21 protein-coding genes are annotated in these 24607 nt (G+C 34.3%); 10 read left to right on the top strand and 11 right to left on the bottom strand.

Going from position 1 to position 24607, the window contains the following annotated elements:
* Positions 1 to 8: 8 nt before the first annotated feature.
* From glnD to A9G40_RS01970, 5 genes are all read right to left on the bottom strand, one after another.
* Positions 9 to 2663, bottom strand: a complete 2655-nt coding sequence (gene glnD, locus A9G40_RS01985) for a bifunctional uridylyltransferase/uridylyl-removing protein GlnD (RefSeq protein WP_065581670.1) — start codon at positions 2661 to 2663, stop codon at positions 9 to 11.
* Between the two features lie 179 nt (positions 2664 to 2842).
* Positions 2843 to 3973: a class Ia ribonucleoside-diphosphate reductase subunit beta gene (nrdB, locus tag A9G40_RS01980; protein WP_065581704.1), complete on the bottom strand. Its 1131-nt coding sequence runs from the start codon at positions 3971 to 3973 to the stop codon at positions 2843 to 2845.
* Between the two features lie 122 nt (positions 3974 to 4095).
* The gene (nrdA, locus tag A9G40_RS01975) at positions 4096 to 6381 is read right to left on the bottom strand and encodes a class 1a ribonucleoside-diphosphate reductase subunit alpha (protein WP_065581669.1); all 2286 of its coding nucleotides are present in this window, start codon (positions 6379 to 6381) and stop codon (positions 4096 to 4098) included.
* Between the two features lie 238 nt (positions 6382 to 6619).
* Positions 6620 to 6778, bottom strand: a complete 159-nt coding sequence (locus tag A9G40_RS14870) for a hypothetical protein (protein ID WP_176700420.1) — start codon at positions 6776 to 6778, stop codon at positions 6620 to 6622.
* A 728-nt stretch (positions 6779 to 7506) separates the two neighbouring features.
* Positions 7507 to 8877, bottom strand: coding sequence for a hypothetical protein (locus tag A9G40_RS01970; RefSeq protein WP_141675159.1), 1371 nt, complete (start codon positions 8875 to 8877; stop codon positions 7507 to 7509).
* Positions 8878 to 9381: 504 nt separating this feature from the next.
* Here A9G40_RS01970 and A9G40_RS01965 point away from each other — a divergent pair.
* Positions 9382 to 9855, top strand: coding sequence for a DDE-type integrase/transposase/recombinase (locus tag A9G40_RS01965; RefSeq protein ID WP_141675158.1), 474 nt, complete (start codon positions 9382 to 9384; stop codon positions 9853 to 9855).
* Between the two features lie 768 nt (positions 9856 to 10623).
* Here the strand turns inward: A9G40_RS01965 and A9G40_RS01955 are convergent.
* Both A9G40_RS01955 and A9G40_RS01950 read right to left on the bottom strand, forming a co-directional pair.
* Complete coding sequence (locus A9G40_RS01955) at positions 10624 to 11985, bottom strand: hypothetical protein (protein WP_065581666.1); 1362 nt, start codon at positions 11983 to 11985, stop codon at positions 10624 to 10626.
* 279 nt (positions 11986 to 12264) lie between these two features.
* The gene (locus A9G40_RS01950) at positions 12265 to 13599 is read right to left on the bottom strand and encodes a replication-associated recombination protein A (RefSeq protein ID WP_065581665.1); all 1335 of its coding nucleotides are present in this window, start codon (positions 13597 to 13599) and stop codon (positions 12265 to 12267) included.
* Between the two features lie 180 nt (positions 13600 to 13779).
* Here A9G40_RS01950 and lolA point away from each other — a divergent pair, with 180 nt between their 5' ends.
* The 4 genes from lolA to A9G40_RS01930 all read left to right on the top strand — a co-directional run bounded on the left by lolA (position 13780) and on the right by A9G40_RS01930 (position 18141).
* Positions 13780 to 14376 carry an outer membrane lipoprotein chaperone LolA gene (gene lolA / locus A9G40_RS01945; RefSeq protein ID WP_065581664.1) on the top strand — a complete coding sequence of 199 codons (597 nt, stop codon included), beginning with the start codon at positions 13780 to 13782 and terminating at the stop codon, positions 14374 to 14376.
* A 330-nt stretch (positions 14377 to 14706) separates the two neighbouring features.
* Positions 14707 to 15951: an oligosaccharide MFS transporter gene (locus tag A9G40_RS01940; RefSeq protein WP_065581663.1), complete on the top strand. Its 1245-nt coding sequence runs from the start codon at positions 14707 to 14709 to the stop codon at positions 15949 to 15951.
* A 52-nt stretch (positions 15952 to 16003) separates the two neighbouring features.
* Positions 16004 to 17122, top strand: coding sequence for a glycoside hydrolase family 172 protein (locus tag A9G40_RS01935; protein ID WP_065581662.1), 1119 nt, complete (start codon positions 16004 to 16006; stop codon positions 17120 to 17122).
* Between the two features lie 20 nt (positions 17123 to 17142).
* A complete protein-coding gene (locus A9G40_RS01930; RefSeq protein WP_065581661.1) occupies positions 17143 to 18141 on the top strand; it encodes a substrate-binding domain-containing protein in 999 nt (332 codons plus the stop codon).
* 16 nt (positions 18142 to 18157) lie between these two features.
* Here A9G40_RS01930 and smpB read toward each other — a convergent pair whose 3' ends face one another.
* Positions 18158 to 18640, bottom strand: coding sequence for an SsrA-binding protein SmpB (gene smpB / locus A9G40_RS01925; protein ID WP_065581660.1), 483 nt, complete (start codon positions 18638 to 18640; stop codon positions 18158 to 18160).
* Positions 18641 to 18673: 33 nt separating this feature from the next.
* On the opposite strand from smpB, the gene A9G40_RS01920 reads away from it, so the two are divergent.
* The 5 genes from A9G40_RS01920 to A9G40_RS01900 are packed head-to-tail and all read left to right on the top strand — an operon-like array spanning position 18674 to position 20591.
* Positions 18674 to 19138, top strand: a complete 465-nt coding sequence (locus A9G40_RS01920; RefSeq protein ID WP_081302114.1) for a type II toxin-antitoxin system RatA family toxin — start codon at positions 18674 to 18676, stop codon at positions 19136 to 19138.
* Positions 19135 to 19413, top strand: a complete 279-nt coding sequence (locus A9G40_RS01915; protein WP_065581659.1) for an RnfH family protein — start codon at positions 19135 to 19137, stop codon at positions 19411 to 19413. The genes A9G40_RS01920 and A9G40_RS01915 overlap by 4 nt, the downstream gene beginning before the upstream one ends.
* Before the next feature lie 16 nt (positions 19414 to 19429).
* The gene (gene zur / locus A9G40_RS01910; protein ID WP_065581702.1) at positions 19430 to 19864 is read left to right on the top strand and encodes a zinc uptake transcriptional repressor Zur; all 435 of its coding nucleotides are present in this window, start codon (positions 19430 to 19432) and stop codon (positions 19862 to 19864) included.
* Positions 19852 to 20208: an EamA family transporter gene (locus tag A9G40_RS01905; RefSeq protein ID WP_065581658.1), complete on the top strand. Its 357-nt coding sequence runs from the start codon at positions 19852 to 19854 to the stop codon at positions 20206 to 20208. Before zur ends, A9G40_RS01905 begins: the two co-directional genes overlap by 13 nt.
* The gene (locus A9G40_RS01900; RefSeq protein ID WP_065581657.1) at positions 20208 to 20591 is read left to right on the top strand and encodes an EamA family transporter; all 384 of its coding nucleotides are present in this window, start codon (positions 20208 to 20210) and stop codon (positions 20589 to 20591) included. The genes A9G40_RS01905 and A9G40_RS01900 overlap by 1 nt, the downstream gene beginning before the upstream one ends.
* A gap of 164 nt (positions 20592 to 20755) precedes the next feature.
* Here A9G40_RS01900 and A9G40_RS01895 read toward each other — a convergent pair whose 3' ends face one another.
* The 3 genes from A9G40_RS01895 to secA all read right to left on the bottom strand — a co-directional run bounded on the left by A9G40_RS01895 (position 20756) and on the right by secA (position 24555).
* Positions 20756 to 20971, bottom strand: coding sequence for a DUF4177 domain-containing protein (locus A9G40_RS01895; RefSeq protein WP_065581656.1), 216 nt, complete (start codon positions 20969 to 20971; stop codon positions 20756 to 20758).
* 339 nt (positions 20972 to 21310) lie between these two features.
* Positions 21311 to 21715: an 8-oxo-dGTP diphosphatase MutT gene (gene mutT / locus A9G40_RS01890; protein WP_065581655.1), complete on the bottom strand. Its 405-nt coding sequence runs from the start codon at positions 21713 to 21715 to the stop codon at positions 21311 to 21313.
* A 116-nt stretch (positions 21716 to 21831) separates the two neighbouring features.
* Positions 21832 to 24555, bottom strand: a complete 2724-nt coding sequence (secA, locus tag A9G40_RS15410; RefSeq protein WP_065581654.1) for a preprotein translocase subunit SecA — start codon at positions 24553 to 24555, stop codon at positions 21832 to 21834.
* Positions 24556 to 24607: the final 52 nt, after the last annotated feature.

Raw genomic sequence — 24607 nt, 5'->3', positions numbered from 1 at the left:
TAAACTGATTAATTCATTGAATCAATAGTGGTTATTATTGATTCTCGTAATTGGTTACAAGTATTATCATCAAGCGCATTGTTATGTTTATCGGTTAAGATAAACAAATCTTCAATATGCTCACCAATAGTGGCAATTTTGGCACTCCTTAATGACAAATCTAAATTAGCAAATATTTCACCAACGCAAGCAAGTAATCCTGGCATATCTAAGGCAATAAGTTCCATATAAGTTTGTCTTTCATTAAAAGCAGATAAGAAATTAACTTGTGTAGGTACAGAAAAAGATTGCAATCTTTTCTTTGGGGGTTTTATTCTCGCCGCTTGATAAACTGGTTGTTGTAGCGCTTTTTTTAGTGCGTTTATAATCCCTTGATGACGATCTTTTTGTATGGTTTGGCCATTAGGTTCTAATACAATAAACGTATCAAGGGCAAATCCTTTTTTATTTGTAATAATAAGTGCATCATGAATTGTTAAATTATGCATACTTAAGGTATTACAGACAGTGGCAAATAGATAAGGTCTATCGGGTGAATAAATAAAAACCTCACTACCACCATGATGTGAATTGAGATTAATTAACACTAGTGTTTGAGATAAATCATGATGTAATAGATGCTGAGCATGCCTTACAATTTGTTCTGTTGTATAACGTAAAAAATAATCTACCCGATAATCCAGCCAAAAATCGTTAATTTGCTGTTGATCATAATTTTCCGCAAGCAATATTGCTAGTGCTTCTTGTTTATGTTGGCGTGCAATACTGCGTTGTTCAGGAATTTGATGAATACCCGAGTCAAAGGAATGCATGGCAGTAAAATAAAGTTGGCGTATTAGGCTTTGCTTCCAGCTATTCCAAAGTGTTTCATTGGTTGCACAAACATCTGCTACTGTTAAACAAAGCAAATACTGTAAGCGACGTTTGCTTTTTACTTGTTGAATAAATCCTCGAATTACTGCTGGATCTTGTAAATCTTGGCTTTGAGCGGTAACAGACATCAGTAGGTGATAGCGGACTAACCAGCAAATTAAATCAATGTCTTTGGTTTCGAGTTCGTGCAACTGGCAAAATTTTTCAACAAGCTGTGCACCTATTTCAGAGTGATCGCCATGTCGGCCTTTACCGATATCATGAAATAAACCACTAATAATCAGTAGTTCCGGTTTAGATAATTTAGTAAACACAGTTGAACTATTAGGGTGCTTTCGCTTACCACTATCTGTTTTTAAGTTATCCAATTCAATTAGTAACCGAATCGTATGCTCATCAACCGTATAAGTATGAAAAAGATCAAACTGCATCATTCCAGCAATATGCTTCCAATCTGGAATATAGGCGGCCAATATGCCATATTGATGCATGGGTAAAATAGCTTTTTTTATTGCATCAGGATGTTTGATAATCATCATAAATATTTGTCGAGATTTGGGATCTTCGCATAGCAAAGTACTTAATTTTCTTCTTGCCGAACGTAACTGCCTAATGGTATTTGAATAAAGCCCCGTGATTTGTGGATTAAGCAATATCGTATAAAAAAGCTGCATAATCATAACAGGATCTGTTTTAAAGAGATTATCATTTTTTATATCAATTAGGTTTTCTCTAATTTGGAAATGCTCATCAATATTATAAGGTTTACTTTTTTGGGGATGCTCAAGTATAGATTCATAAAACAGTTGTAATAACATCTGATTAAGTTCTGTAATATTGTGTGCAACTCGGTAATAGTCATGCATCATTTTTTCTACTGGCGTATTGCCCTCACCTTTGTAACCTAGCATGTTGGCAATACTAAGCTGGCGATCAAATAACAGACGATTATCATAACGTGAAATGACGCAATGAAGCGCAAAACGTATTCGCCATAAAAACTTACGACAAGTTTTAAAGTCTGCAATATCTTCATGGGTTAAATATTTGAAATCAGCCATTTTTTGTAAAAATTCACCACCAAAATGACGAATTGCTATCCATTGAATAGTTTGCATATCTCGCAAACCGCCGGGGCTATTTTTTAAATCAGGCTCAAGATTATAAGAGGTGCTGTGATACTGCTTATGGCGTTCATGTTGTTCTTGGATTTTTGCCTTATAAAAAGCTCGAGAAGGCCAAATTTTATCGCTAAAAATTTGTTTATGTAGCTCATCTAACAATAATTGATTGCCCGAAATAAGCCTTGATTCAATCAAATTGGTCATTATGGTAATGTCGTTTTTTGCTTCTTGTAAACAAATTCTTAATGTCCTAACACTATGCCCTATATCTAAACGTAAATCCCATAACAAACGAACTAAATCACTAATCTGTTTTTCAATCTCTTTTACCAACGGATAATCACTTAAAATCAAAATATCAATATCCGATAAAGGATGTAATTCAGCGCGACCATAACCACCAACAGCGATTAAAGCAATACGATTACGTTTAAAAAAAGAAGATACATGTTTAGGAATTTGATAAAAACACCATAGGCGCTCAAGCAAACGATCAATAAATTGACTACGTAAATAGACTAATATATCAATATCAACTTGTTGCTCAAATTGAATCATAGACCATTGTTGAAAAGCTTCAAGTTGCTGCTTTAGATAGCTGATATTTATTTGGTCATCGCTAAAATTAAGAGGAGAGATAGGGTAACACAAATGTGTTTTAGTCATAGCTATATAATTAATATCAAGACAATTCAATAGCTATATCGTTACCTGATTTTAAATGTCTGTCAAGTGACAGTTGGAAGTAATCAAATCTTTAGCGACCGATATTATTTATAAAAAAGGAACAATAATTTGTTCCTTTTGTAAAAAGCTTTTAGGAGCTATACCATTTAGTATAAAAATTATAATTTGAAATCACTTAAATCATCTTCATTAATTTCAGAATCAATTTGTCCAACTAAATAAGAACTCATTTCCGCTTCTTGTGGAGCTACTTGGACATTATCAGATACGAGCCAGTTATTGATCCATGGAATTGGGTTTGATTTAGTATCAAATGGTAGTTTTAGCCCCACTGCTTGCATGCGAATATTAGTGATATATTCGACATATTGGCATAAGATATCTTTATTTAAACCGATCATTGAACCACCCTCAAACAGGTATTCGGCCCATTCTTTTTCTTGGTTAGCTGCTTGTAAAAATAGGTTATAACAATCTTGTTCGCACTCTTTGGCAATTTCGGCCATTTCAGGATCATCTTCACCACTGCGCAATGTGTTGATCATAAATTGTGTGCCAGTTAGATGTAGGGCTTCGTCACGTGCTATAAGTTTGATAATTTTTGCGTTGCCTTCCATTAGCTCACGTTCAGCAAAAGCAAATGAGCAAGCAAAACTGACATAAAAGCGGATGGCTTCAAGCGCATTTACACTCATTAAACAAAGATATAATTTCTTTTTGAGTTCTCGTAAGCTAATGGTGATGGTTTTATCATTAACATTGTGTTTACCTTCGCCAAGTAGATTGTAATAGCTGGCATAGCTGATAAGATCGTCATAATAACCTGCAATATCACCAGCGCGTTTTTGAATTTCTTTATTCGTGACAATATCATCAAAAACAACAGAAGGATCGTTAACAATATTACGAATAATATGTGTGTATGATCGAGAATGTATCGTTTCTGAAAATGACCACGTTTCAACCCATGTTTCAAGCTCTGGGATTGAAATAAGTGGTAATAATGCAACATTCGGGCTACGTCCTTGAATGGAATCAAGCAACGTTTGATATTTTAAATTACTAATAAAAATATGCTTTTCATGCTCTGGTAATGCAGCATAATCAATTCGGTCTTGAGAGATATCAACTTCTTCAGGGCGCCAAAAAAAGGACAGTTGTTTTTCAATTAATTTTTCAAACATTTCGTATTTTTGTTGATCATAACGAGCAACATTTACCGGTTGTCCAAGAAACATTGGCTCTTTTAGTTGATCATTGTGGACGTGTGAGAAGGTGCTGTAATTCATACTCATAATCGAACTCCTAACGAAATTGGATAATTTTTCTTTAAACAAAAAGAAAAAATAGGAATAGTATAGGATAACCGCTCAATTATCCTATACTTTTATTTTAGTGCTGAATGAGGCAATTAGATTTTGCACGCTCCGCCTTCACAACCATCATCACTTGCTTTAAATTCAATATCGCCTTGAATATCTTCAGCGCCATCACGTGTATTGTGATAATAAAGGGTTTTTACACCATATTTGTAAGCCGTGAGTAAATCAGCTAATAGCTGTTTCATCGGAACTTTATCATTCGGGAATTTGGTTGGATCATAATTAGTGTTCGCCGAAATAGATTGATCTATAAATTTCTGCATGATCCCCACTAATTGTAAATATCCAGTATTATTAGGGAGTTGCCAAAGTAGTTCGTAAAAGTTTTTTAGATTTTTATAGTCAGGTACCACTTGTTTTAAAATACCATCTTTAGAGGCTTTCACACTTATAAAACCACGTGGTGGTTCAATACCATTTGTTGCATTGGAAATTTGCGACGAGGTTTCAGATGGCATGAGTGCTGATAACGTGGAATTACGCAGTCCATAAGTTTTAATCGATTCTCGTAGTGATTCCCAATCATAGTGTAATGGTTCTTTAGTGATAGTATCTAAATCTTTTTTGTAAGTATCGATTGGTAAAATACCTTGAGCATAAGTTGTTTCGTTAAATAGTGGGCACGCCCCCTTTTCTTTAGCAAGGTTATTTGATGCTTTTAACAAATAATACTGCATGGCTTCAAAAGTGCGATGAGTTAAATTGTTAGCGCTGCCATCGGAATATTTAACCCCATGTTTTGCTAAATAATAAGCATAGTTAATTACACCAATTCCTAATGTCCGACGGTTGATTGAAGAGTTTCGCGCCGCAGGAACTGGATAGTTTTGGTAATCTAGTAGTGAATCGAGCGCGCGTACTGTTAAGTCAGCAAGTTCTTCAAAATCATCTAATGATTCAATTTTGCCAAGGTTAAAGGCAGATAATGTGCAAAGTGCAATTTCACCTTTTCCATCATTGACATTATTAAGCGGTTTAGTTGGTAGCGCAATTTCCATACATAAATTAGATTGGTGAACTGGCGCTACTTGAGCATTAAATGGGCTGTGCGTATTGCAATGATCAACGTTTTGAATATAAATTCGTCCTGTTGATGCGCGTTCTTGCATTAGTAATGCAAAGAGTTCAACGGATTTAACCACGCGTTTACGAATATTTACATCTTGTTCATATTGGTGATAAAGTGTTTCAAATTTATCTTGATCGGCAAAGAAAGCATCATAAAGCCCTGGTACGTCTGATGGACTAAATAGTGTAATGTTTTCATTTTTAATTAACCGTTGATACATTAGTTTGTTGATTTGTACGCCATAATCTAAATGGCGTACACGGTTTTCTTCAACACCACGATTATTACGTAAAACCAGTAAACTTTCGACTTCTAAATGCCAAATTGGGTAAAAAATGGTTGCTGCACCACCACGTACCCCGCCTTGTGAGCATGATTTAACAGCAGTTTGAAAATATTTATAAAATGGAATGCAACCAGTATGGAAAGCTTCACCACCACGAATTGAACTGCCTAAAGCACGAATTCGCCCCGCATTTATGCCAATTCCAGCTCGTTGTGATACATATTTAACAATCGCGCTTGCCGTTGCATTGATAGAATCTAGGCTATCATCACACTCAATTAATACACAAGAGCTAAATTGGCGAGTAGGTGTACGAACCCCTGCCATAATTGGTGTTGGCAATGAAATTTTAAAGGTAGATACCGCATCATAAAAGCGTTTAATATAGTTAAGGCGTGTTTCTTTCGGATAATTGGCAAATAAACAAGCCGCAACTAAAATATATAAAAATTGCGCACTTTCATAAATCTCTCCAGTAACGCGATTTTGAACCAAATATTTACCTTCAAGCTGTTTAACCGCTGCATAGGAAAACGACATATCACGCCAGTGGTCAACAAACTTATCCATTTGTTCAAACTCCGCTTGCGTATAATCTTCAAGTAGATGCTTGTCGTAATGCTCACTGCCAACCATTTTTTTCACGTGTTCATAAAGTGCCGGCGGTGTAAATTGGTTATAAGCTTTTTTGCGTAAATGAAAAATCGCTAAGCGTGCTGCTAAATACTGGTAATCAGGGGATTGTTGTGAAATCAGGTCAGCTGCTGCACGAATAATTGTTTCATGGATGTCTGATGTTCTAATTCCATCATAAAATTGGATATGAGAGCGTAATTCAACTTGAGAAACGGAAACATTTTCTAGCCCTTCGGCTGCCCACGCAATGACTCGATGAATTTTGTCGAGATTGATTGGTTCTTTATTTCCATCTCGTTTGGTTACTAGTATTGATTTATTCATTCTTTCTATCCACTTAAATTGTAAAATTTATTGTAAGGTATAATAATTGATAATTATCAAAATATACAATATATAGTGCCTATTAATCAGTTTATCACTATATATAGTGTGTTTATTAATCAATAACGTGAATTTTTTAACTAAAATCAAGCGAATTAGTTTTAAAATGTAAATTCAGCTTTTTGTTAAAAAAAGAGTAAAGATAGGTATAAGTGGAAAAAGTGAAAATACCTCAATGTTAAGAACTACCTTCAAGTGCATTTTTGGTATTGAATAACGCTGTTACTACATCGTTGTCATTAGTGCTTGTAACAAGATCGTTACCTAGTTTATTGGCCAAATATAGTTTTGAGCAGACCCATTTTGAGCCAGAAAGTCGATGTTGGTGTAAACTCAACTAATTGTTTTTCTGCGTTTGTATAATACTAAGTCATGTTGACTTTATGATTGATACTTAAAAAATCAAGTTTATCGCTATCATAATATTGGGCTACTTAAGCGGTGCTACTTTAATTCTGTCTTTGAATGAATAGTTGGTTTGCAGAGATGTATTTTTGAGTTCAGTACCATAATAATTTTAGCCATCAACATTTAAACCAAACAATTCTACATCATCTATATTTTTTCAACTTCTGATGATAAAAATTGATGAAATTTGCAAAAGATAGTATTAAGTTGAAAGTTGCTTTAAATTTTTTGCCTTTAATTTAGTTCACTTTTATATCCCTTTCATCACTAATCATATTTAAATAAAATTAATTCATTATTATTTATAGTATTAAATTCAATTTTTTTATTAAAAATAATGCTAATGTATTTTAAAGTACTAAATGATTTAGCATAACTAATTACAATACTGATAATAGATTTTTTCGATCAATATCATTTTCAAGAATCGCTTACTCCCTTACTATTGGTTGATTATCACTCAATTAATAATAAAATCTTTGTTATTAGAAATGGGATAAATTGTGCATAAAAGCACAAGCCACAGCACAATTAATTGTGTTGTAGCTTGTGTTTTAAATACAAGCTAATATAAGAAATGAACAGGTAAATATTGAATCAAAATACTAGATATTAAATGTTATTAATTAAATCCTTTAAAAGGTTGAATTAAGGTATTTATTTAATAGCAGTGCAGATACCATTTTTAGATTCACTTTCTCCTCGGCAGTGATATACAGCATTGTAAGTGTGTAAATCACAATATTCTTTTTCATCCTCATCATATAGCCAAAGGCGCTTATAAGAATTACTTTGGTTTGGTGCTGCCGCCCAAGAGTTAGGATAAGCATTTTGGTTTGGATCACCCCATTCACCTAATAATGTGCCTATTTCTCGGGTGAATTTTGCATTTTTACCTTTTGGTGCATTGCTTACTTCATTTGCATGGCTTATACGATAATTGCCGTCTAAATTTTTGCACCCTGTAACTATTTCTTCTGCACTTCCTCTATTGGCCCTTGGTTGGCCAATTAGGTTTTTATCCCAGCCACTGAACCATTTGGTAATGGTAAATGGATACTCAATAGTCTTGCCAGTAATTTTATTTTTTCCTTGAATGATAACTGTAAACCCGTTATCAGATTTCATAATAAGGTTCCAAGCCATTTCAGTGTGCATCGCATCTACGGTGTTAAACATGACGGCCACTGTATCAGCATTACTAGAAATAGTCACAAGCCTATCTCCTTTTATTATCTTCCAAATGTAATTTTGGGCAAGCCCATTTTTTGCTAATAGAAGATCAAACTTTGCACCATAAAAAGCTGTTGTCGGGAAGTTTCTGCTTGCATCAACATTAGATTGAGTTAAGAAACCATAGTTTTTATCCCATTCATTTCTTACACTAACTGCTGCTTGTGAGGGAGCAAGCTCAGGTTTCGCATAGCATATACCAGAGTCTTCCAATATGGTATAAATTTTTGACGGGTGAGTGCGGATATTGACATTTGGATATTCATTAGCTTTAGGTTCTCCATACTTTGAAAATAATGTTAAATCAGCAAATATTTTTACTTTATAAGGCCCTAATTGCCCTTTCTGGGTTAATGAGCAAAACGTCTCTTTGTCTGTTGGTGTAAATTCGACTAATTGGTTTGATGAATTTGTGTAATACCAGATCATTTCTACTTTTTCTTTTATGGCAAGATAATCTAGTTCATCACCATCAACATCTGTATATTGCTCATTATTTGGTTGTTTTAGTGGGGCTAGCTTTATGTGGTTTTTAAATGGATAGCTAATGGGTAATATAGCATTGCCCATTTCATTACCATAATAATTCTTATTATCAATTGTTAAACCAAACAGACCAAAATCATCAATATGCACCTCAATTTTGTCAGATAATCGAGGTTTACTTCCTTCAATTATATTGACTGTTTGGGCAGATAAAATGGCATAACTTATTGTTGTAAATTGTAATAGGTATATTGAACACACAATTGTTTTAATATGTTTTTTAGCTACATTCATTATTATTTTTTCCATTATCTCTATTTAAAACAATCATTGTGGCTTTAATTTTAATTAAGATTTTTGGTTTAAATTTTGGATAGGGGATTGCTTAGCATAGGCGCTTTATTTTATATAAACAAATCGTTTGATACGATCAATTCAGGCGCCATTAATAGCATACATCTATTTATAGTAATTTTATTTATTGCTGATATCTTTTATTTTTCGATAGCTAATATGTAAATACCCCATACTGATCATCACCAAAAAAATGGATAAATGTCATTTCTATTATATAACTAACAATCATAGACGAACACATTATGGTCAAAAAAATTTAGTGTAGAGTTTAAACAACAAGCGGAAGATTATGCTTTATCTAATGCGAAATTCTAAAAAAAAGCAAATGTGTACTTCATCAACAATCCAAGTCAGTGAAGTACCAATATATGAAACAACATTTGTCATCGTATCTGATACCGCCGGTCTGTTGTCAGTTGAAAGTGAGTGTATCAGGTTACTATGCTTGGCTAAAACGTGAGACTAAATCAACGGGGGATGTTTGATAATATCAAAGCGCTTTATTGGCAACATAAAGCCCGCTTAGGTGCACCAAGTTTAGTACATGATATCAGAGACAAAGGCTACGATGTATCAAAAAGAACCGTCAGTCGAATATTACAAAAATTAGGATTACGAAGTAAAGTAGCACGCAAATTTAAACTTCGGGTAGCACCTAAGCTATTTTATAACATGCTGCCCAATACCTTAAATAGACAGTTTAATCCTGAGCGCCCTAATCAAGTTTTGGTCACTAATATCACTTATATCAAAACACATGAAGGCTGGTTATACCTTTGTGTGATTATTGATTTATTCGGTCGAAAAGTGATTAGACAGCAAACAAGTTCGCATATTGATAGGAATTTAGTTTGTAACACACTGAAACATGCTTTATTTCGTCGTCAATTTCCTAAAGGTGTATCACTTCATATTGATCGAGGAAGTTAATATTGCCGTACGGATTTTAAGCGGTTAGTGTTACGGCATAGACTTAGCCAAAGTATGAACCGAACTAGCAATTGTTGGGATAATGCTGTTGCTGAAATTTTTTTCATACGTTAATTGCACAAATCATGGCAATGTGATTGAATAATTTTGTTGTAGTTGCTGTGACCAAGTTTTACGTGCTTGAGTTAGCGCTAGCGCTTTTTTATGATTTATTTTTGAAGCTGTGATTTTAAACTCAGCTCAGCAAACATCTGTTTGAGCTTACGATTTTCAGCCTCTAGCTCTTTTAGACGTTTGAAGTTTCCAACCACCCTATTTTCCTCCATCGATAAAAAGTTGAATTACCCATACCTTATTTACGACAAAGCTCCTTAACAGGAATACCTGCCTCTGCTTCTTTTAAAATAGGTAAGATTTGATTTTCAGCCATTTTTTCATAGTTAAATCCTCTTTAATTTTTATCATAGAGAATTTACTACTTTTTGCTGTACTATTTTATGAGATGGTTACAGATCAATGCGATTTGCAATAATCGTTCATTCATTTCTATTAGTAGATAGTAGATTATTATTCAATTAATAATAAAAATTTTGTTATTAGAAATGAGTGAAATTGTGTATAAAAACACAAGCCACAGCACAATTATTTGTGTTGTAGCTTGTGTTTTAAATACAAGCTAATATAAGAAATGAACAGGTAAATATTGAATCAAAATACCAGATATTGAATGTTATTAATTAAATCCTTTAGAGGGTTGAATTAAAGTTTTTATTTAATAGCAGTGCAGATACCATTTTTAGACTCACCTTCTCCTCGGCAGTGATATACAGCATTGTAAGTGTGTAAATCACAATATTCTTTTTCATCCTCATCATATAGCCAAAGGCGCTTATAAGAATTACTTTGGTTTGGTGCTGCCGCCCAAGAGTTAGGATAAGCATTTTGGTTTGGATCACCCCATTCGCCTAATAATGTGCCTATTTCTCGGGTGAATTTTGCATTTTTACCTTTTGGTGCATTGCTTACTTCATTTGCATGGCTTATACGATAATTGCCGTCTAAATTTTTGCACCCTGAAACTATATCTTCTGCACTTCCTCTATTGGCCCTTGGTTGGCCAATTAGGTTTTTATCCCAGCCACTAAACCATTTGGTAATAGTAAATGAATACTCAATAGTCTTGCCAGTAATTTTATTTTTTCCTTGAATGATAACTGTATACCCGTTATCAGATTTCATAATATGATCCCAAGCCATTTTAGTGTTCTTCGCTTCTTCGGTATTGAACATAACTGCCACTGTATCAGCATTACTAGAAATAGTCACAAGTCTATCTCCTTTTATTATCTTCCAAATGTAATTTTGGGCAAGTCCATTCTTTGCTAATAGAAGATCAAACTTTGCACCATAAAAAGCTGTTGTTGGGAAGTTTCTGCTTGCATCAATATTAGATTGAGTTAAGAAACCATTCTTTTCATCCCATTGATTAGCAGCACTCCCTTTTGCATCATCAGGTTGTAGCTCTGGTTTTGCGTAACAGAACCCAGCATCGGGACTTATCGTATAGGTTTTAGATGGATGTTGGGTCACCTTATTATTGGGATATTGCTTAGTAGATGGATTTCCATATTTTGACGTTAATATTAAATCCCCTAATATTTTTATTTTATACGGACCCAGTTTTCCCTCTTCTGCTAATGAGCAGAGTGTGTCAGATTTTGCAGGAGTAAATTCTACCATTTGGTTTTTAGTATCAGTATAATACCATATCATTTGTGGAGGGGATTGTGTTGTAAGGTATCCTAATTCATCACCATCAACATCAACATATTGTTGTGTATCAGGTTGTTTTATTGGAGCTATTTTAATTTGACTTTTTAATGGATAAGCTGATGATATTGGAAGTTGTGTTACCTCGTTTCCATAGTAATTTTTATTGTCAACAGCTAATCCAAATAGCTCCAAATCTTCTATATTTTTTTCTAATTGTGGCGATAATGATGGTGGAGTCCCTTCAATACTTTTAACTGTTTGAGCTACTAATTGAGCACAAATCTCTGCGCTAAAAAAGAAAGGACTCAGCCCAGATATAATCTTATTAAAGTCCCTTTTAGTTATTCTTTTTTTCATGCTATTTACTACTTATTATTTGTTCTGTGTTTAAAATTATCATTTATATATTTGCATTAAATTTCTATGTAAAGTTTGTTTTTCATAGAATGAATATCATCTAATTTTATAGTGTAAACAAATTAATAACAATAAAATAATTGCTATTACCTATTTGATAATTAGTTAAGATCTTTCGAGAGATTTTTATATTTATTTATAAAAATAGAGAGCTAATTGAATATTTAAGCAATTAAGACTATAGACGTGAGATGATAAAAGAACACAAAATTAGCTATTTTATTTAGATTTGTAGCGTTGTAAGGTGCTTGTGCGATTTTGTTCTTCTATCCATGCTAGTTTATCGGCATAATTTTTTTCCGCACCACGCATTGTTGGATGGTAATATTTTGTATCGGCCATTTCAGGGGGAAAATAGTTTTCTCCGGCGGCAAAGGCATTGGGCTCATTATGAGCATAGCGATATTGCGCACCATAACCTAAATTTTTCATCAAACTGGTTGGCGCATTGCGTAGGTGTTCAGGGACATCATAATCTGGTTTGGATGTTGCATCCTTCATCGCTTGGTTAAAAGCAAGATAAACGGCATTACTCTTAGGTGCACAAGCAAGATAAACAATGGCTTGAGCGATAGCCCGCTCACCTTCTGCTGGCCCAACTCGAGTAAAGCAGTCCCAAGCAGCTAAAGCTACTTGCATGGCTCTTGGATCAGCATTACCAACATCTTCTGATGCAATGGCTAATAATCGACGTGCTACGTATAATGGATCACCACCAGCCGAAATTATCCTTGCATACCAATAAAGAGCGGCATCAGGGGCTGAGCCTCTAATTGATTTATGAACAGCTGATATAAGATCATAAAAACGGTCACCTTGGTTATCAAATCTTGCACTTCGCTCACCAATGACCTCTTTTAGTAATTCAGGTGTTAATGCTTTGCCATCCGACATATTAACAAGCAATTCAAGAGTGTTAAGCGCTCGTCTAGCATCACCACCAACGAATTCGGCAATTTGTTTTTTTGCTTCTTCTAGTAGAGTAATATTTCGGTTGCCATAACCACAATCGGGATCTTCCATCGCTTGTTGCAAAATTTGCTCAATATCATCATTGCTCAATGATTTAAGTAAATAGACCCTAGCACGAGATAATAATGCTGAATTTAATTCAAAAGATGGGTTTTCCGTCGTTGCACCAATAAATGTGACGGTGCCGTCTTCAACATACGGTAAAAAAGCATCTTGTTGGCTTTTATTAAAACGATGGACTTCGTCAACAAATAAGATCGTTCTTACCCCTGATTGTTGATTAATTTTGGCACATTCAATTGCTTCTCGAATATCTTTGATACCAGAAGTTACCGCCGAAATACGCTCAACTTTGGCATTAGCATGGTGAGCAATAATTTCAGCAAGCGTGGTTTTACCTGTACCTGGTGGTCCCCATAAAATCATTGAATGTAAATTACCCGCTTCAATGGCTTTTGAAAGTGGTTTTTCTTTTCCTAATAGATGTGTTTGCCCAATGTATTGTGATAAGATCTGCGGGCGCATTCTTGCTGCTAGAGGCTTAAATTCATCAGTTGTAAATTCAAAAGACATACTAGGCATGATACACTGTATCCATTCTTTGCGATATTAAACGTATTATATACTTGTTAATCAATAAGTGAAAAATAAAATAGCTTTCCGCATAAATCGAAAAAAGCTAATATTCTTACTTAAATTTAGTTTGTTAACAGTTTTTTTAGAATACAATTATTTTCTAGGACGCAGACATAAGGATTTATCATGAAAAAATTTTTATTATTAATTGGGTTATTGGTTAGTATGTCGTCAGCATGGGCAAACGATAAAGAAGTTTTGCAACAACGCCTAGATAAAATTGATGGCTTTTATGCTCAGTTTTCACAGGATGTAAAAACTGTCGATAATCAACCTGTTCAACAAGGAAAAGGCGATTTATGGGTGACAAGGCCTTATTATTTTAATTGGACAATGAATGAGCCTGATGTAACATCAATTATCTCAGATGGTGAAAGTCTTTGGGTTTATACGCCAGCTGTTGAGCAAGTGAGTGTCATGAATTTGAAAAAAGCCGTTGATAATCGTTTAATGTTACTTATTTCTGATAGCCATAATCCGATTTGGAATGCTTATAATGTAACGCGTAGGCAGAATTCATTTACACTTAAGCCAACAGATGGTTCTAATCAAGACTTTGTCATTTCGGTTTTACCAACTGGCATGATCTCAAATTTTACGATAATTGAAGAAGATGGTCAGCGTAGTTTTTATGACTTGTCTCACCAAGTGTTAGGTAAAGTTGATTTAAATAAATTTAAATTTATCCCACCAACAGGGGTTACTATTGATGATCAACGTTAGCCTATTATGACATCACGGAATATGTCAATCCGTAATATATTAGCGTTATTTTTTATATAAAATAACGCTAATAAGATCATAAAAATTTTTCCTATCGGTTTATATCAGAATTTAGTCAAATATAATGTTTTATTTCTTTCTATAAAATTTTCACTCCTTTTGTTTTAACCTATTAATTTTTTTTAAAATAAAATTGTGCACAATAATTTTTCTTATCTAAGTTAATAAAATAATTTTGATGTTGATCACATTTATCCAATAAACCCTTTAAAGCTAAATTTTTAGCTCTGCATACTCAATTACAGTGGTTCACTTTTTATAGGATAAATTATGACAAACGCATTTTATAACAAACCAACTTATTGGTTTGCTTCATGTTACAGTTTTATGTATTACGCTGCAGGTAGTTTCGTCTTTTCATTTTATGCCATATGGCTAAGTAAGGAGATTGGTTTAACGGCAAAACAGACAGGCATTATTTATTCATTTAATTACTTTATCTCATTAATTATTATGATTGTGTATGGTGTTTATCAGGATAAATTAGTTCTGAAAAAACATCTTATCTGGTTTCAAAGTATCATTATTACCTGTGCTGCTCCTGCATTAATTTATGTTTATGAACCTCTATTACGGCATAGTTTTTATATTGGCGTTATTTTTGGTAGTTTCTTTTTGGGGTTTGGTTGGGTTGCTGGAATGGGATTAATTGACTCCTATTGTGAAAAAATCAGCCGAGCATTTGGATTTGAATTTGGTCAATGTCGCACTTGGGGGTGTATTGCTTATGCTGTAGGTACTTTTATTGCTGGTATTTTGATTAGCATAAATCCTCATTTGAATTTCTGGGCTGCATCAGTCGTAGGAATCTGTTTTATGATTCTAAATTTTAATTTTAAACCAGATTTAAACAAATCATCTGAAGCAATTTTTCAGAAAAAGGACAAATTAAGTTTTAACGAAATTATGTCTGTCTTTGCGCTGAAAAAATTCTGGATATTTGTTGTTTATGTGCTTGGTACCTATAGTCTTTATAATATTTATGATCAGCAATTGTTTCCTGTTTATTTTACTCAGCAATTTGAAGATGTAAATGATGGCTATCGCTTATATGGTATCTTAAACTCGTTTCAAGTTTTTCTAGAAGCTGCTGTGATGTTTTGCGTGCCATTCGTTGTAAATCGTGTTGGGGCAAAAAATGCTTTGATTTTTGCTGCATTTATTTCAGCTTCGCGCATCTTCCTTACAGGGCATGTTAGTAGCATTGCCATTATTTCAATCATTAAACTTATGCACTGTTTAGAGATTTCTACCATTTTAGTTTCCGTATTTAAATATATTGATATTAATTTTAATGCTCGTCTTTCAGCAACCGTCTTTTTAATCGGTTATCAGGTTGCAGGCTCTGTTGGTGTTATTTTGTTTTCTACTCTTGTCGGTGATTTTTATGATACCAATGGTGCATCAACAACATTTAATCATCTTGGGTTAGTCGTTTTAGGATTTATGATTTTTGCTATTTTCTTTTTATGCGGTGATAAAAAAGCAAAATACATAAATAAAAAAATTAGTTAAATATAAATAGTTTTAACAAATTGCATTTTATAAACATTAGTAAGGATTGATAATGAACATATATAATTCAGTAACACAATTTCACTTTGAACAGACTAGAACTATTTCGCCAGAAAATATGACAGGAGAAAAAGGTAAATCTTGCATGAAAGCAAGCATTTTAGGTCCAAGCCGTAAAGGACAGGGATGCATTTCAATTCCTGCTGGTAAAACAGTCACTATTGCCGAAATTTCAGGGCCTGCAGAAATTCGTCATATGTGGTTTACCTTAACTGATAGAACACATTGCGGTAGTTTTGTGTTACGTGATGTTGTTATTCGCATTTACTGGGATGATGAATCAGTGCCATCAGTCGAAAGCCCGATTGGTGATTTCTTTTGTAATGGTTTTGGAGCAAGATGTGATATTAATTCAATGCCAATCGTAGTTAATCCTACGGGGGGATTTAATAGTTATTTTAGAATGCCATTTAATAAAAAAGCAAGAATTGAAATTCAAAATGAACATGAAGCTGATTTGCAGCATTTCTTCTTTACTATTAATTATGCCTTAATGCCAAAACCATTTGAGGCTCCACTTTATTTTCATGCTCAATGGCGTAGGCAACGAGTAACTAATTATGCCGAAGATTATGTGCTATTAGATAATATCAAAGGGCATGGTTATTATGTCGGTACTTACTTAGCTCTAACCGCTTTGGAACGTTACTGGTGGGGAGAAGGAGAGTTTAAGTTTTACCTTGATGATGATAGCGAATATCCAACTCAACATTCAACAGGATCTGAAGACTATTTTGGTGGTGCATGGGCATTCCATAATCGTGATAAGCAAGGTCGCCCATCAGCTAAATGCTTTCAAACGTTATTTATGGGTTATCCATATCAAACCAATCGTGATGCAACGCGTGACTTTTTTCAAACAGGCGACGCTAATCCTGTACACGGTTTTGGTGATGATGCTCTACCAATGCATGGGCTATATCGTTGGCATTTACCTGATCCTATTGCATTTCACAAAAATATTAAACTTGCATTTCAACAAATAGGTAACGATGATATAAGATTGTATGAACGTTGTGACGATATTGCTAGTGTTGCGTATTGGTACCAAAATCCTTCGGCTAATTGCAATCCAATATTTCCTAACAAGCAACAACGAACTCCTCGTTGATATATAAAGGGAATAGTGCTATGGCGAGTAATAAATTAAAAATCAATGATATTGCTCGTTTGGCTGGCGTGTCGGCAACGACCGTCAGCCATATTTTTAATAAACGAGATAAAAAATATCGCATTTCAACACAAACACGGCAACGCGTTCTATCCATCGCAGAACAGTACAGTGATCAAGCTCATATTCGCCAATATCTGGTTAAAGCAAATAGTACTGATACCATAGGCGTGATAGTTCCAGACATGTCCAATTCTTTTTTTTCCATGTTTTTGCACTATTTAGAATCTTCATTTAGACAAAAAAACATACAATTATTAATAACTTGTAGTCATTATAATAAAGAAATAGAAATTAAAGTGGCACAAAACTTAATTGAACGAAAAGTTGATGCTATGATCGTTGTTACTTCATTAAATAGTGATGAGTTTTATGTTGATATTAATCAAAATACGCCAGTATTGTTTTTCGATCGTTATATTAAAGATACTTCATTGCCGTTTATCACGAGTGAATCATTACACTCTGTTGCAGAGTTAATTTATCCATATGCTAAACAATTAGATGAATTTTATTTCATTGGGTGTGATACACAATTAACTTCAATCGAAGCCAGATTGCAAGGCTTTAAAAAAGGTCTTCAACAGGTTGGATTAAACGTCAACTCACAATGGTTATTGAGTGATGACTATTGTCCTAATAAAGGATATGAATTACTCAAACAGCTTCACAAAAAATTAGGGCGACTGCCAAAGGCTATTTTTACTCCTTCATGTAATATATTACAAGAAGTGCTTAGCTATTTAGTGGAAGTAGAAGTTAAACCACAACAAATCTATTTGTGTTCTTATGATTATAATATTTATCTGAATTACTCTTACTATCCAATTGATACTATTGCTCAAGATTTTCAAAGCATGGCTTACACTTGTGTCGATGTAATTGATGCTCTACTTAAATTCAAAGAATTAAAAAACAAAGCTTTTTTTATCAAACCACAAATTATACGCCACCGTTAGGGCTATGCTCATATTATTAACGGTTGGCGTTTTTCATAATGCGCGCTTTATCAACTTGCCATTGACGTTCTTTAATATCAGTACGTTTGTCGTATTCTTTCTTACCTTTAGCAACACCAATTTTCACTTTTGCCCAAGCGTTCTTCCAATAAAGCGAAAGTGCAACAACAGTATAACCTTGGCGATTAATTTGACCGAATAATGAATTTAATTCGCGTTCATTTAATAACAATTTACGTGTGCGCATTGGTTCGCAGACAACATGTGTTGACGCAACATTAAGTGGTGTGATAGTTGCACCAAAGAGCCATGCTTCACCATCTTTAAGTAAAACATAACTGTCACTAATGTTGGCTTTTCCTGCGCGTAGGGATTTTACTTCCCAACCTTGTAGGGATAATCCCGCCTCAATTTCCTCTTCAATAAAGTACTCATGGCGTGCACGTTTATTTAATGCAATGGTTGCCGAACCTGGCTTATGTGATTTTTTCTTAGTCATAATGTGCGTTATTATAAAGTTACATGATATAATATGCCACTAATTTTAACTTTTTATTTTATTATTATGGCACATGTTTTTCACGAAGTTATCGAGCCTTATTCTGTAGAGCAAATGTTTTGCTTAGTGAATGATATTACTCGGTACCCTGAATTTGTTCCTGATTGTATCGCAACTGGTATTATTAGCAAACAAAATAATACGTACACAGCGTTTATTGAAGTTGAAAAGTTAGGCTTTAAAAAATCTTTCACTACAGTAAATCAGATTAATCAACCACATTCTATTGAGATAAAATTGTTTGAAGGACCATTTAAACACCTATCGGGAAGGTGGCAATTTAGTTCACTCGGCGAGAGCAAAAGTAAAATTAGTTTTAGTTTAGACTTTGAGTTTAAGAATAAGTTATTAGATATTGCTTTTTCTCCGGTGTTTAAAGAAGTGATGACAAGTATGGTTAATGCGTTTTCAAAACGAGCAAGGCAGATTTATAAATGATAAATATTCAAGTGGTTTATGCGTTACCAAATAACCCGACGGTAATTAATTGCGATGTAGATGAGAAAACTAATGTCTTGCAAGCAATTACAAAATCCAATATCTTATCGTTATGTCAGATTAAACTAGATGAACATCTAATTGGCATCTATGGAAAACGTTGTGATCTCAATGAATTGGTTAAAAATGGCGACCGTATTGAAATATATCGACCTTTAATCAATGACCCTAAAGAAATAAGACGAAGAAAAGCAGCACAAAAAAATAATGACTAAAGGCAAAGGAAACCAAATGCATAATCTGCTCATTGAAAAGATTGAAACTTTATGCAAAAAGCGTGGTATTAAACTGACTACGCAACGTCGAACAGTTTTAGATATTATGTTAGCGGCAAATAAAGCGATGAGTGCCTATGATCTTTTAGATCTACTCAAAGTCAGTGAACCTCAGGCTAAACCACCCACAATTTATCGTGCGCTTGAATTTTTACTAGAGCAAGGTTTCATCCATAAAGTCGAGTCTTCTAATAGTTATATTATTTGCCCACACTTTCAAAACCCACAGCATATTTCAATTTTATTTATTTGCGATAAATGCCAACAGATCATCGAAAAACATTCACAAAATATTGAATATCAATTCAAAAAATTAGCACAGCAATCTGATTTTTTAATCAAACATAGTGTGCTTGAAATACATGGGTTTTGTCAACAGTGTCAATCTTGATCATTACTCTTTGGTTAATTAACATTATCTGCGATACTGTTGGGCAAATTGCATTTAAATATGCAGCGATTAATTCCAAAGATACGCAAGGTCTGCGTTATTGGCAAAAACTTTTTGGTAATTATTGGTTATGGCTAGGTTTTGCTGCTTACTTTATTGGCTGTATTTTTTGGCTAGCTTTTTTAAGCTCTGTGCCATTATCTCAAGGAATATTACTGGGATCATTTAATATGATTACTGTTATGCTAGCTGGTCGGATTTTATTTAAGGAACATCTGACAAGCTTTCGTCTTATTGGTATCCTTTTTATTACGATAGGCGTAGTTTTGGTTGGACTTACGTAATGAAAAAATTTTATATTATTGGGTTTATCTTACTATTGTTTTTTGATACGTTTGGTCAAACAAGCTTTAAGTTAACCGCATTATCGGCTATGCCTCTTGAAATGAGTATTGATTGGTTTATCCGTATTTTTACTCATGGGTGGGTTTATTTGGTAATTATTGGGTATACTGGAGCATTTGTCACATGGATGATGTTATTAAAAAAAGCACCTGTAGGTCCTGCTTTTGCCGTTTCTCATTTACAGTTAGTTACGGTAATGTTGGTTTCGGCTATTGCGTTTGATGAGCCAATTGCATTTATACGTATGCTTGGTGGGATATTCATTATTATTGGCATTATTTTTTTAGCTCTGGCAGAACAAAAATTAAATCATAATACTTAAAATTTTTTATACTGAAGCGTAGTGCTTCCTTAAGCTTTTTGACAATAGATAATATAGTAATTGATTAGGCTTAATTAAGCATATTTAGTGGGAGATACAATATAATTAATAGATATATTGTGTCTCCCAATCTGATATCAGATTATACTCATAGGGAGGTAAGTTTAGTTGCGTTCGCGTTCCATCACAATTAAATAGGCTTCCCTTTTCCAAAATAAAAATAAGCGACGCATATCTTTTTCCATCGTCACTACACGCCAGCCATCTTTAGCATTTTTATTTAAAAATTCGGAAAATCTAACCTCGTCAGCATTCGCTGAACCTAAAAGTAATGAAGACAATGCGCCTTCTTGGAAAACAACTACCTTATATTCTTTCATAACAATTCACACCTTAATATTATTATAATAATACGATTTTTAATGATAAGTAACATTAAAGATCCTCGGCATTATATATTATGTAAATTTGGTTTCCTAGCACATAATTAATCTTCCATAAAAATATATGATTAGTATGCTTTTGTTCAGTTTGTTGTTTACGACTTTCGATTTATGGTTAAAAGTTTAATTTGATAGTAATGTGCACAGTACAACTCTCTTGTTATGTAGTTCTATATGGCATATTAATTTATAATGAAGTATTAAAAATACCCTCAAATTAAAACATGAGATTGCATTAATGAGAAAGACAATTAAAACTAAATCATAATGAATGAACTAAATTTGTTTATCCAAATTTTTAAGCATTTCGATAATTGGTCGATTAGCATCAGGGAATTCATCAGCATTTAAATCTTGCTGATCTACCCAACGGCTTGGTTGCCCTTCTTTTGCAAAAGGAACACCATCCCATTCTTCTACTAAATAAGCATAGATAGTAATATCGCGATCATCATAACTGTGTTCGACTGTTTTTAAGAATTGGGCTTGGCGGATATGAATGTCAACCTCTTCAGCAATTTCACGTTGTAGGGTTTGATAGGGTATTTCTCCTGCTTCTATTTTCCCTCCTGGAAACTCCCAAAACCCCGCTAGATGGGAATCTTCACCGCGTTGGGTAATAAAGATTTGACAATTTTGTGAACGAATAATACCTACAGCAATTTCAGTATGTTTTTTCATAATTGTGTTTATCTATGAGTTAGGTTAGGGAAAGCTTAGCCTTTCCCTTTCTGTTCTTGTCGATCTTAATCGACGATTTAAGCATCAATTTTGCTCAATCACACTAAATTAGTATCTTATTTAACAGATCCATGACAGTGTTTATATTTTTTACCTGAACCACAAGGACATGGATCATTGCGCCCAACTTTAGCTTGTGTACGCATTATCGGTTGAGCTACTGCTTGGCTTTCATTTTCACCACTCATGCTCACTACTGACTCGTGATTAGCTTGTTGCTTAGCCATTAGTTTTTCCATTTCGGCTAGGCGTTGGCGTTCTGCTTCATCAACTTCATCTTGTGAACGAATTTGCACACGGCTCAAAATACCAATAACATCATATTTTAACGATTCTAACATGCTAGCAAACATATTAAATGATTCGCGTTTATATTCTTGTTTTGGATCTTTTTGTGCGTAACCACGTAAATGAATACCTTGACGTAAATAATCCATAGCAGCTAAGTGTTCTTTCCAAAGCGTATCAAGTGTTTGTAGCATGACACTTTTTTCAAAGTGCCTAAATGCTTCAGCTCCAGCAGTATTTTCCTTTTCTAAATATCTTTCTTGTGCCATTTGTAAGATACGCTCGCGCAATGTTTCCTCATGTAGGTTCTGCTCTTCATCTAACCATTTGGTGATGGGTAAATCCAAATCAAAGTCTGTTTTTAGCGCGGCTTCAAGTCCAGGGATATTCCACATTTCTTCAATTGATTGTGGTTGTATGTATTGGTCGATGAGTGTATTAAATACATCACCTCGGATTGAATCAATGGTATCTTTCATGTCGGCATTATCAAGTAAACCGTTTCGTTCACGATAAATTACTTTACGTTGTTCGTTAGCAACATCATCATATTCAAGAAGTTGTTTACGAATATCAAAGTTGCGACTTTCAACTTTCTTTTGTGCATTGGCAATGGCTTTAGTTACCCATGGATGTTCAATGGCCTCTCCCTCTTTCATGCCAAGTTTACGCATCATGTTCCCCACACGTTCAGAGGCGAAGATTCGCATCAATGGATCTTCAAGTGATAGATAAAAACGTGAAGCACCGGGGTCACCTTGACGACCAGCACGACCACGTAACTGGTTGTCGATACGACGCGATTCATGACGCTCTGTACCTAAAATATAAAGCCCACCTAATGCAATCACTTCTTCGTGTTTTGTTTGCCAAACTTGTTTCGCTTTTTCGATATCTTCTTGTGTTGGATTTTCAATTTTAGCTATATCACTTTGCCAATTTCCACCCAGCATAATATCAGTACCGCGCCCAGCCATGTTAGTTGCAATGGTAACGGCACCTTTACTCCCAGCATTAGCAATGATTTCAGCTTCTTGAGCATGGAATTTAGCATTTAGCACATTGTGTTTAATGCCGGCTTTTTTAAATGCTTGTGAAACTAGTTCTGACTTTTCGATTGATGCTGTCCCAACTAAAACGGGTTGACCGCGTTTTACACATTCTTGTACATCAGTAACAATCGCGTTAATCTTTTCCTTTTCAGTCATATAGACAAGGTCAGATTGATCTTTTCGTTGCATTGGGCGATTTGTTGGAATAACAATCGTATCCAATCCATAAATTTGATTAAATTCAAATGCTTCAGTATCAGCAGTACCTGTCATCCCCGCTAATTTTTCGTATAAACGGAAATAGTTTTGGAACGTAATTGAAGCCAGTGTCTGATTCTCATTTTGGATTTTAACATGCTCTTTTGCTTCAACCGCTTGGTGTAAACCATCAGACCAACGACGACCATCCATGGTTCGACCAGTATGTTCGTCCACGATAACTATTTCGTTATCTTTAACAATATAGTCAACGTCGCGATGAAATAAGTGATGAGCACGCAGGGCTGCATTAACGTGATGCATTAGAACAATATTACTTGGCGCATAAAGCGATTCATCACCTTTCATGATGCCTTGTTTAATCAATAGTTCTTCAACTTTAACTAATCCACGCTCGGTTAAATTAACTTGGCGTGATTTTTCATCAATGGAAAAATCTCCATCCCCTTGAAACTGTTCAGAGTCTTCTTTTTCTTGGCGAGTTAAATAAGGAATGATTTTATCAATACTAATATATCTTTCAGAATTCTCTTCGGCTTGACCTGAAATAATCAATGGCGTTCTTGCTTCATCAATTAAAATTGAGTCGACTTCATCGACTAAGGCGTAATGTAATGGACGTTGTACTCGAGCATCTTTGCTAAATACCATATTATCTCGTAGATAATCAAAACCATATTCATTGTTAGTACCATAAGTGATATCAGCATTGTAGGCTTCACGTTTTATGTGTGGCGGCATATTAGGTAAATTAATACCAACAGTTAATCCTAAAAATTCGAATAATGGACGATTATTTTCTGCATCACGCTGTGCTAAGTAATCATTAACTGTAACAACGTGTACACCTTTACCTGTTAGTGCATTTAAATAGGCAGGTAATGTTGCCGTTAAGGTTTTTCCTTCACCTGTGCGCATTTCGGCAATGCAGCGTTCATTTAATACCATACCACCAATTAACTGCACATCAAAATGACGCATACCAAATACACGCTTACTTGCTTCGCGTACCACCGCGAAAGCCTCTTCCAAAATATCATCTAATTGGATACCAGCAGCAACCTTTTGTTTAAATTCTGTGGTTTTAGCTTTTAATTCTTCATCAGACAATGCTTCCATGGCTGGTTCAAGTGCATTAATTTTTTCAACTCGGTTACGCATGGTTTTTAAAACGCGATCATTGCGACTACCAAATACTTTTGTTAATAATTTTAATAACATAACTTTTCTCTTATTTTTTCAATACGGATTTAAGGAATTAACCTTATATAAA

Origin of the sequence: Gilliamella sp. Nev3-1, from assembly GCF_001690435.1 — a bacterium.
Lineage (GTDB): Bacteria > Pseudomonadota > Gammaproteobacteria > Enterobacterales > Orbaceae > Gilliamella > Gilliamella apicola_C.
This window is presented reverse-complemented; position numbering and strand designations above follow the sequence as displayed.

Coding starts and splice junctions, on each gene's coding strand:
- lolA (WP_065581664.1), top strand. CDS start 13,780: ATGAAAAAATTTTTATTATTAATTGGGTTATTGGTTAGTATGTCGTCA.
- A9G40_RS01940 (WP_065581663.1), top strand. CDS start 14,707: ATGACAAACGCATTTTATAACAAACCAACTTATTGGTTTGCTTCATGT.
- A9G40_RS01900 (WP_065581657.1), top strand. CDS start 20,208: ATGAAAAAATTTTATATTATTGGGTTTATCTTACTATTGTTTTTTGAT.
- A9G40_RS01895 (WP_065581656.1), bottom strand. CDS start 20,971: ATGAAAGAATATAAGGTAGTTGTTTTCCAAGAAGGCGCATTGTCTTCA.
- A9G40_RS01915 (WP_065581659.1), top strand. CDS start 19,135: ATGATAAATATTCAAGTGGTTTATGCGTTACCAAATAACCCGACGGTA.
- A9G40_RS01920 (WP_081302114.1), top strand. CDS start 18,674: ATGCCACTAATTTTAACTTTTTATTTTATTATTATGGCACATGTTTTT.
- A9G40_RS01970 (WP_141675159.1), bottom strand. CDS start 8,877: ATGGAAAAAATAATAATGAATGTAGCTAAAAAACATATTAAAACAATT.
- zur (WP_065581702.1), top strand. CDS start 19,430: ATGCATAATCTGCTCATTGAAAAGATTGAAACTTTATGCAAAAAGCGT.
- mutT (WP_065581655.1), bottom strand. CDS start 21,715: ATGAAAAAACATACTGAAATTGCTGTAGGTATTATTCGTTCACAAAAT.
- secA (WP_065581654.1), bottom strand. CDS start 24,555: ATGTTATTAAAATTATTAACAAAAGTATTTGGTAGTCGCAATGATCGC.
- smpB (WP_065581660.1), bottom strand. CDS start 18,640: ATGACTAAGAAAAAATCACATAAGCCAGGTTCGGCAACCATTGCATTA.
- nrdA (WP_065581669.1), bottom strand. CDS start 6,381: ATGAATAAATCAATACTAGTAACCAAACGAGATGGAAATAAAGAACCA.
- A9G40_RS01950 (WP_065581665.1), bottom strand. CDS start 13,599: ATGCCTAGTATGTCTTTTGAATTTACAACTGATGAATTTAAGCCTCTA.
- nrdB (WP_065581704.1), bottom strand. CDS start 3,973: ATGAATTACAGCACCTTCTCACACGTCCACAATGATCAACTAAAAGAG.
- A9G40_RS01935 (WP_065581662.1), top strand. CDS start 16,004: ATGAACATATATAATTCAGTAACACAATTTCACTTTGAACAGACTAGA.
- glnD (WP_065581670.1), bottom strand. CDS start 2,663: ATGACTAAAACACATTTGTGTTACCCTATCTCTCCTCTTAATTTTAGC.
- A9G40_RS01930 (WP_065581661.1), top strand. CDS start 17,143: ATGGCGAGTAATAAATTAAAAATCAATGATATTGCTCGTTTGGCTGGC.
- A9G40_RS01955 (WP_065581666.1), bottom strand. CDS start 11,985: ATGAAAAAAAGAATAACTAAAAGGGACTTTAATAAGATTATATCTGGG.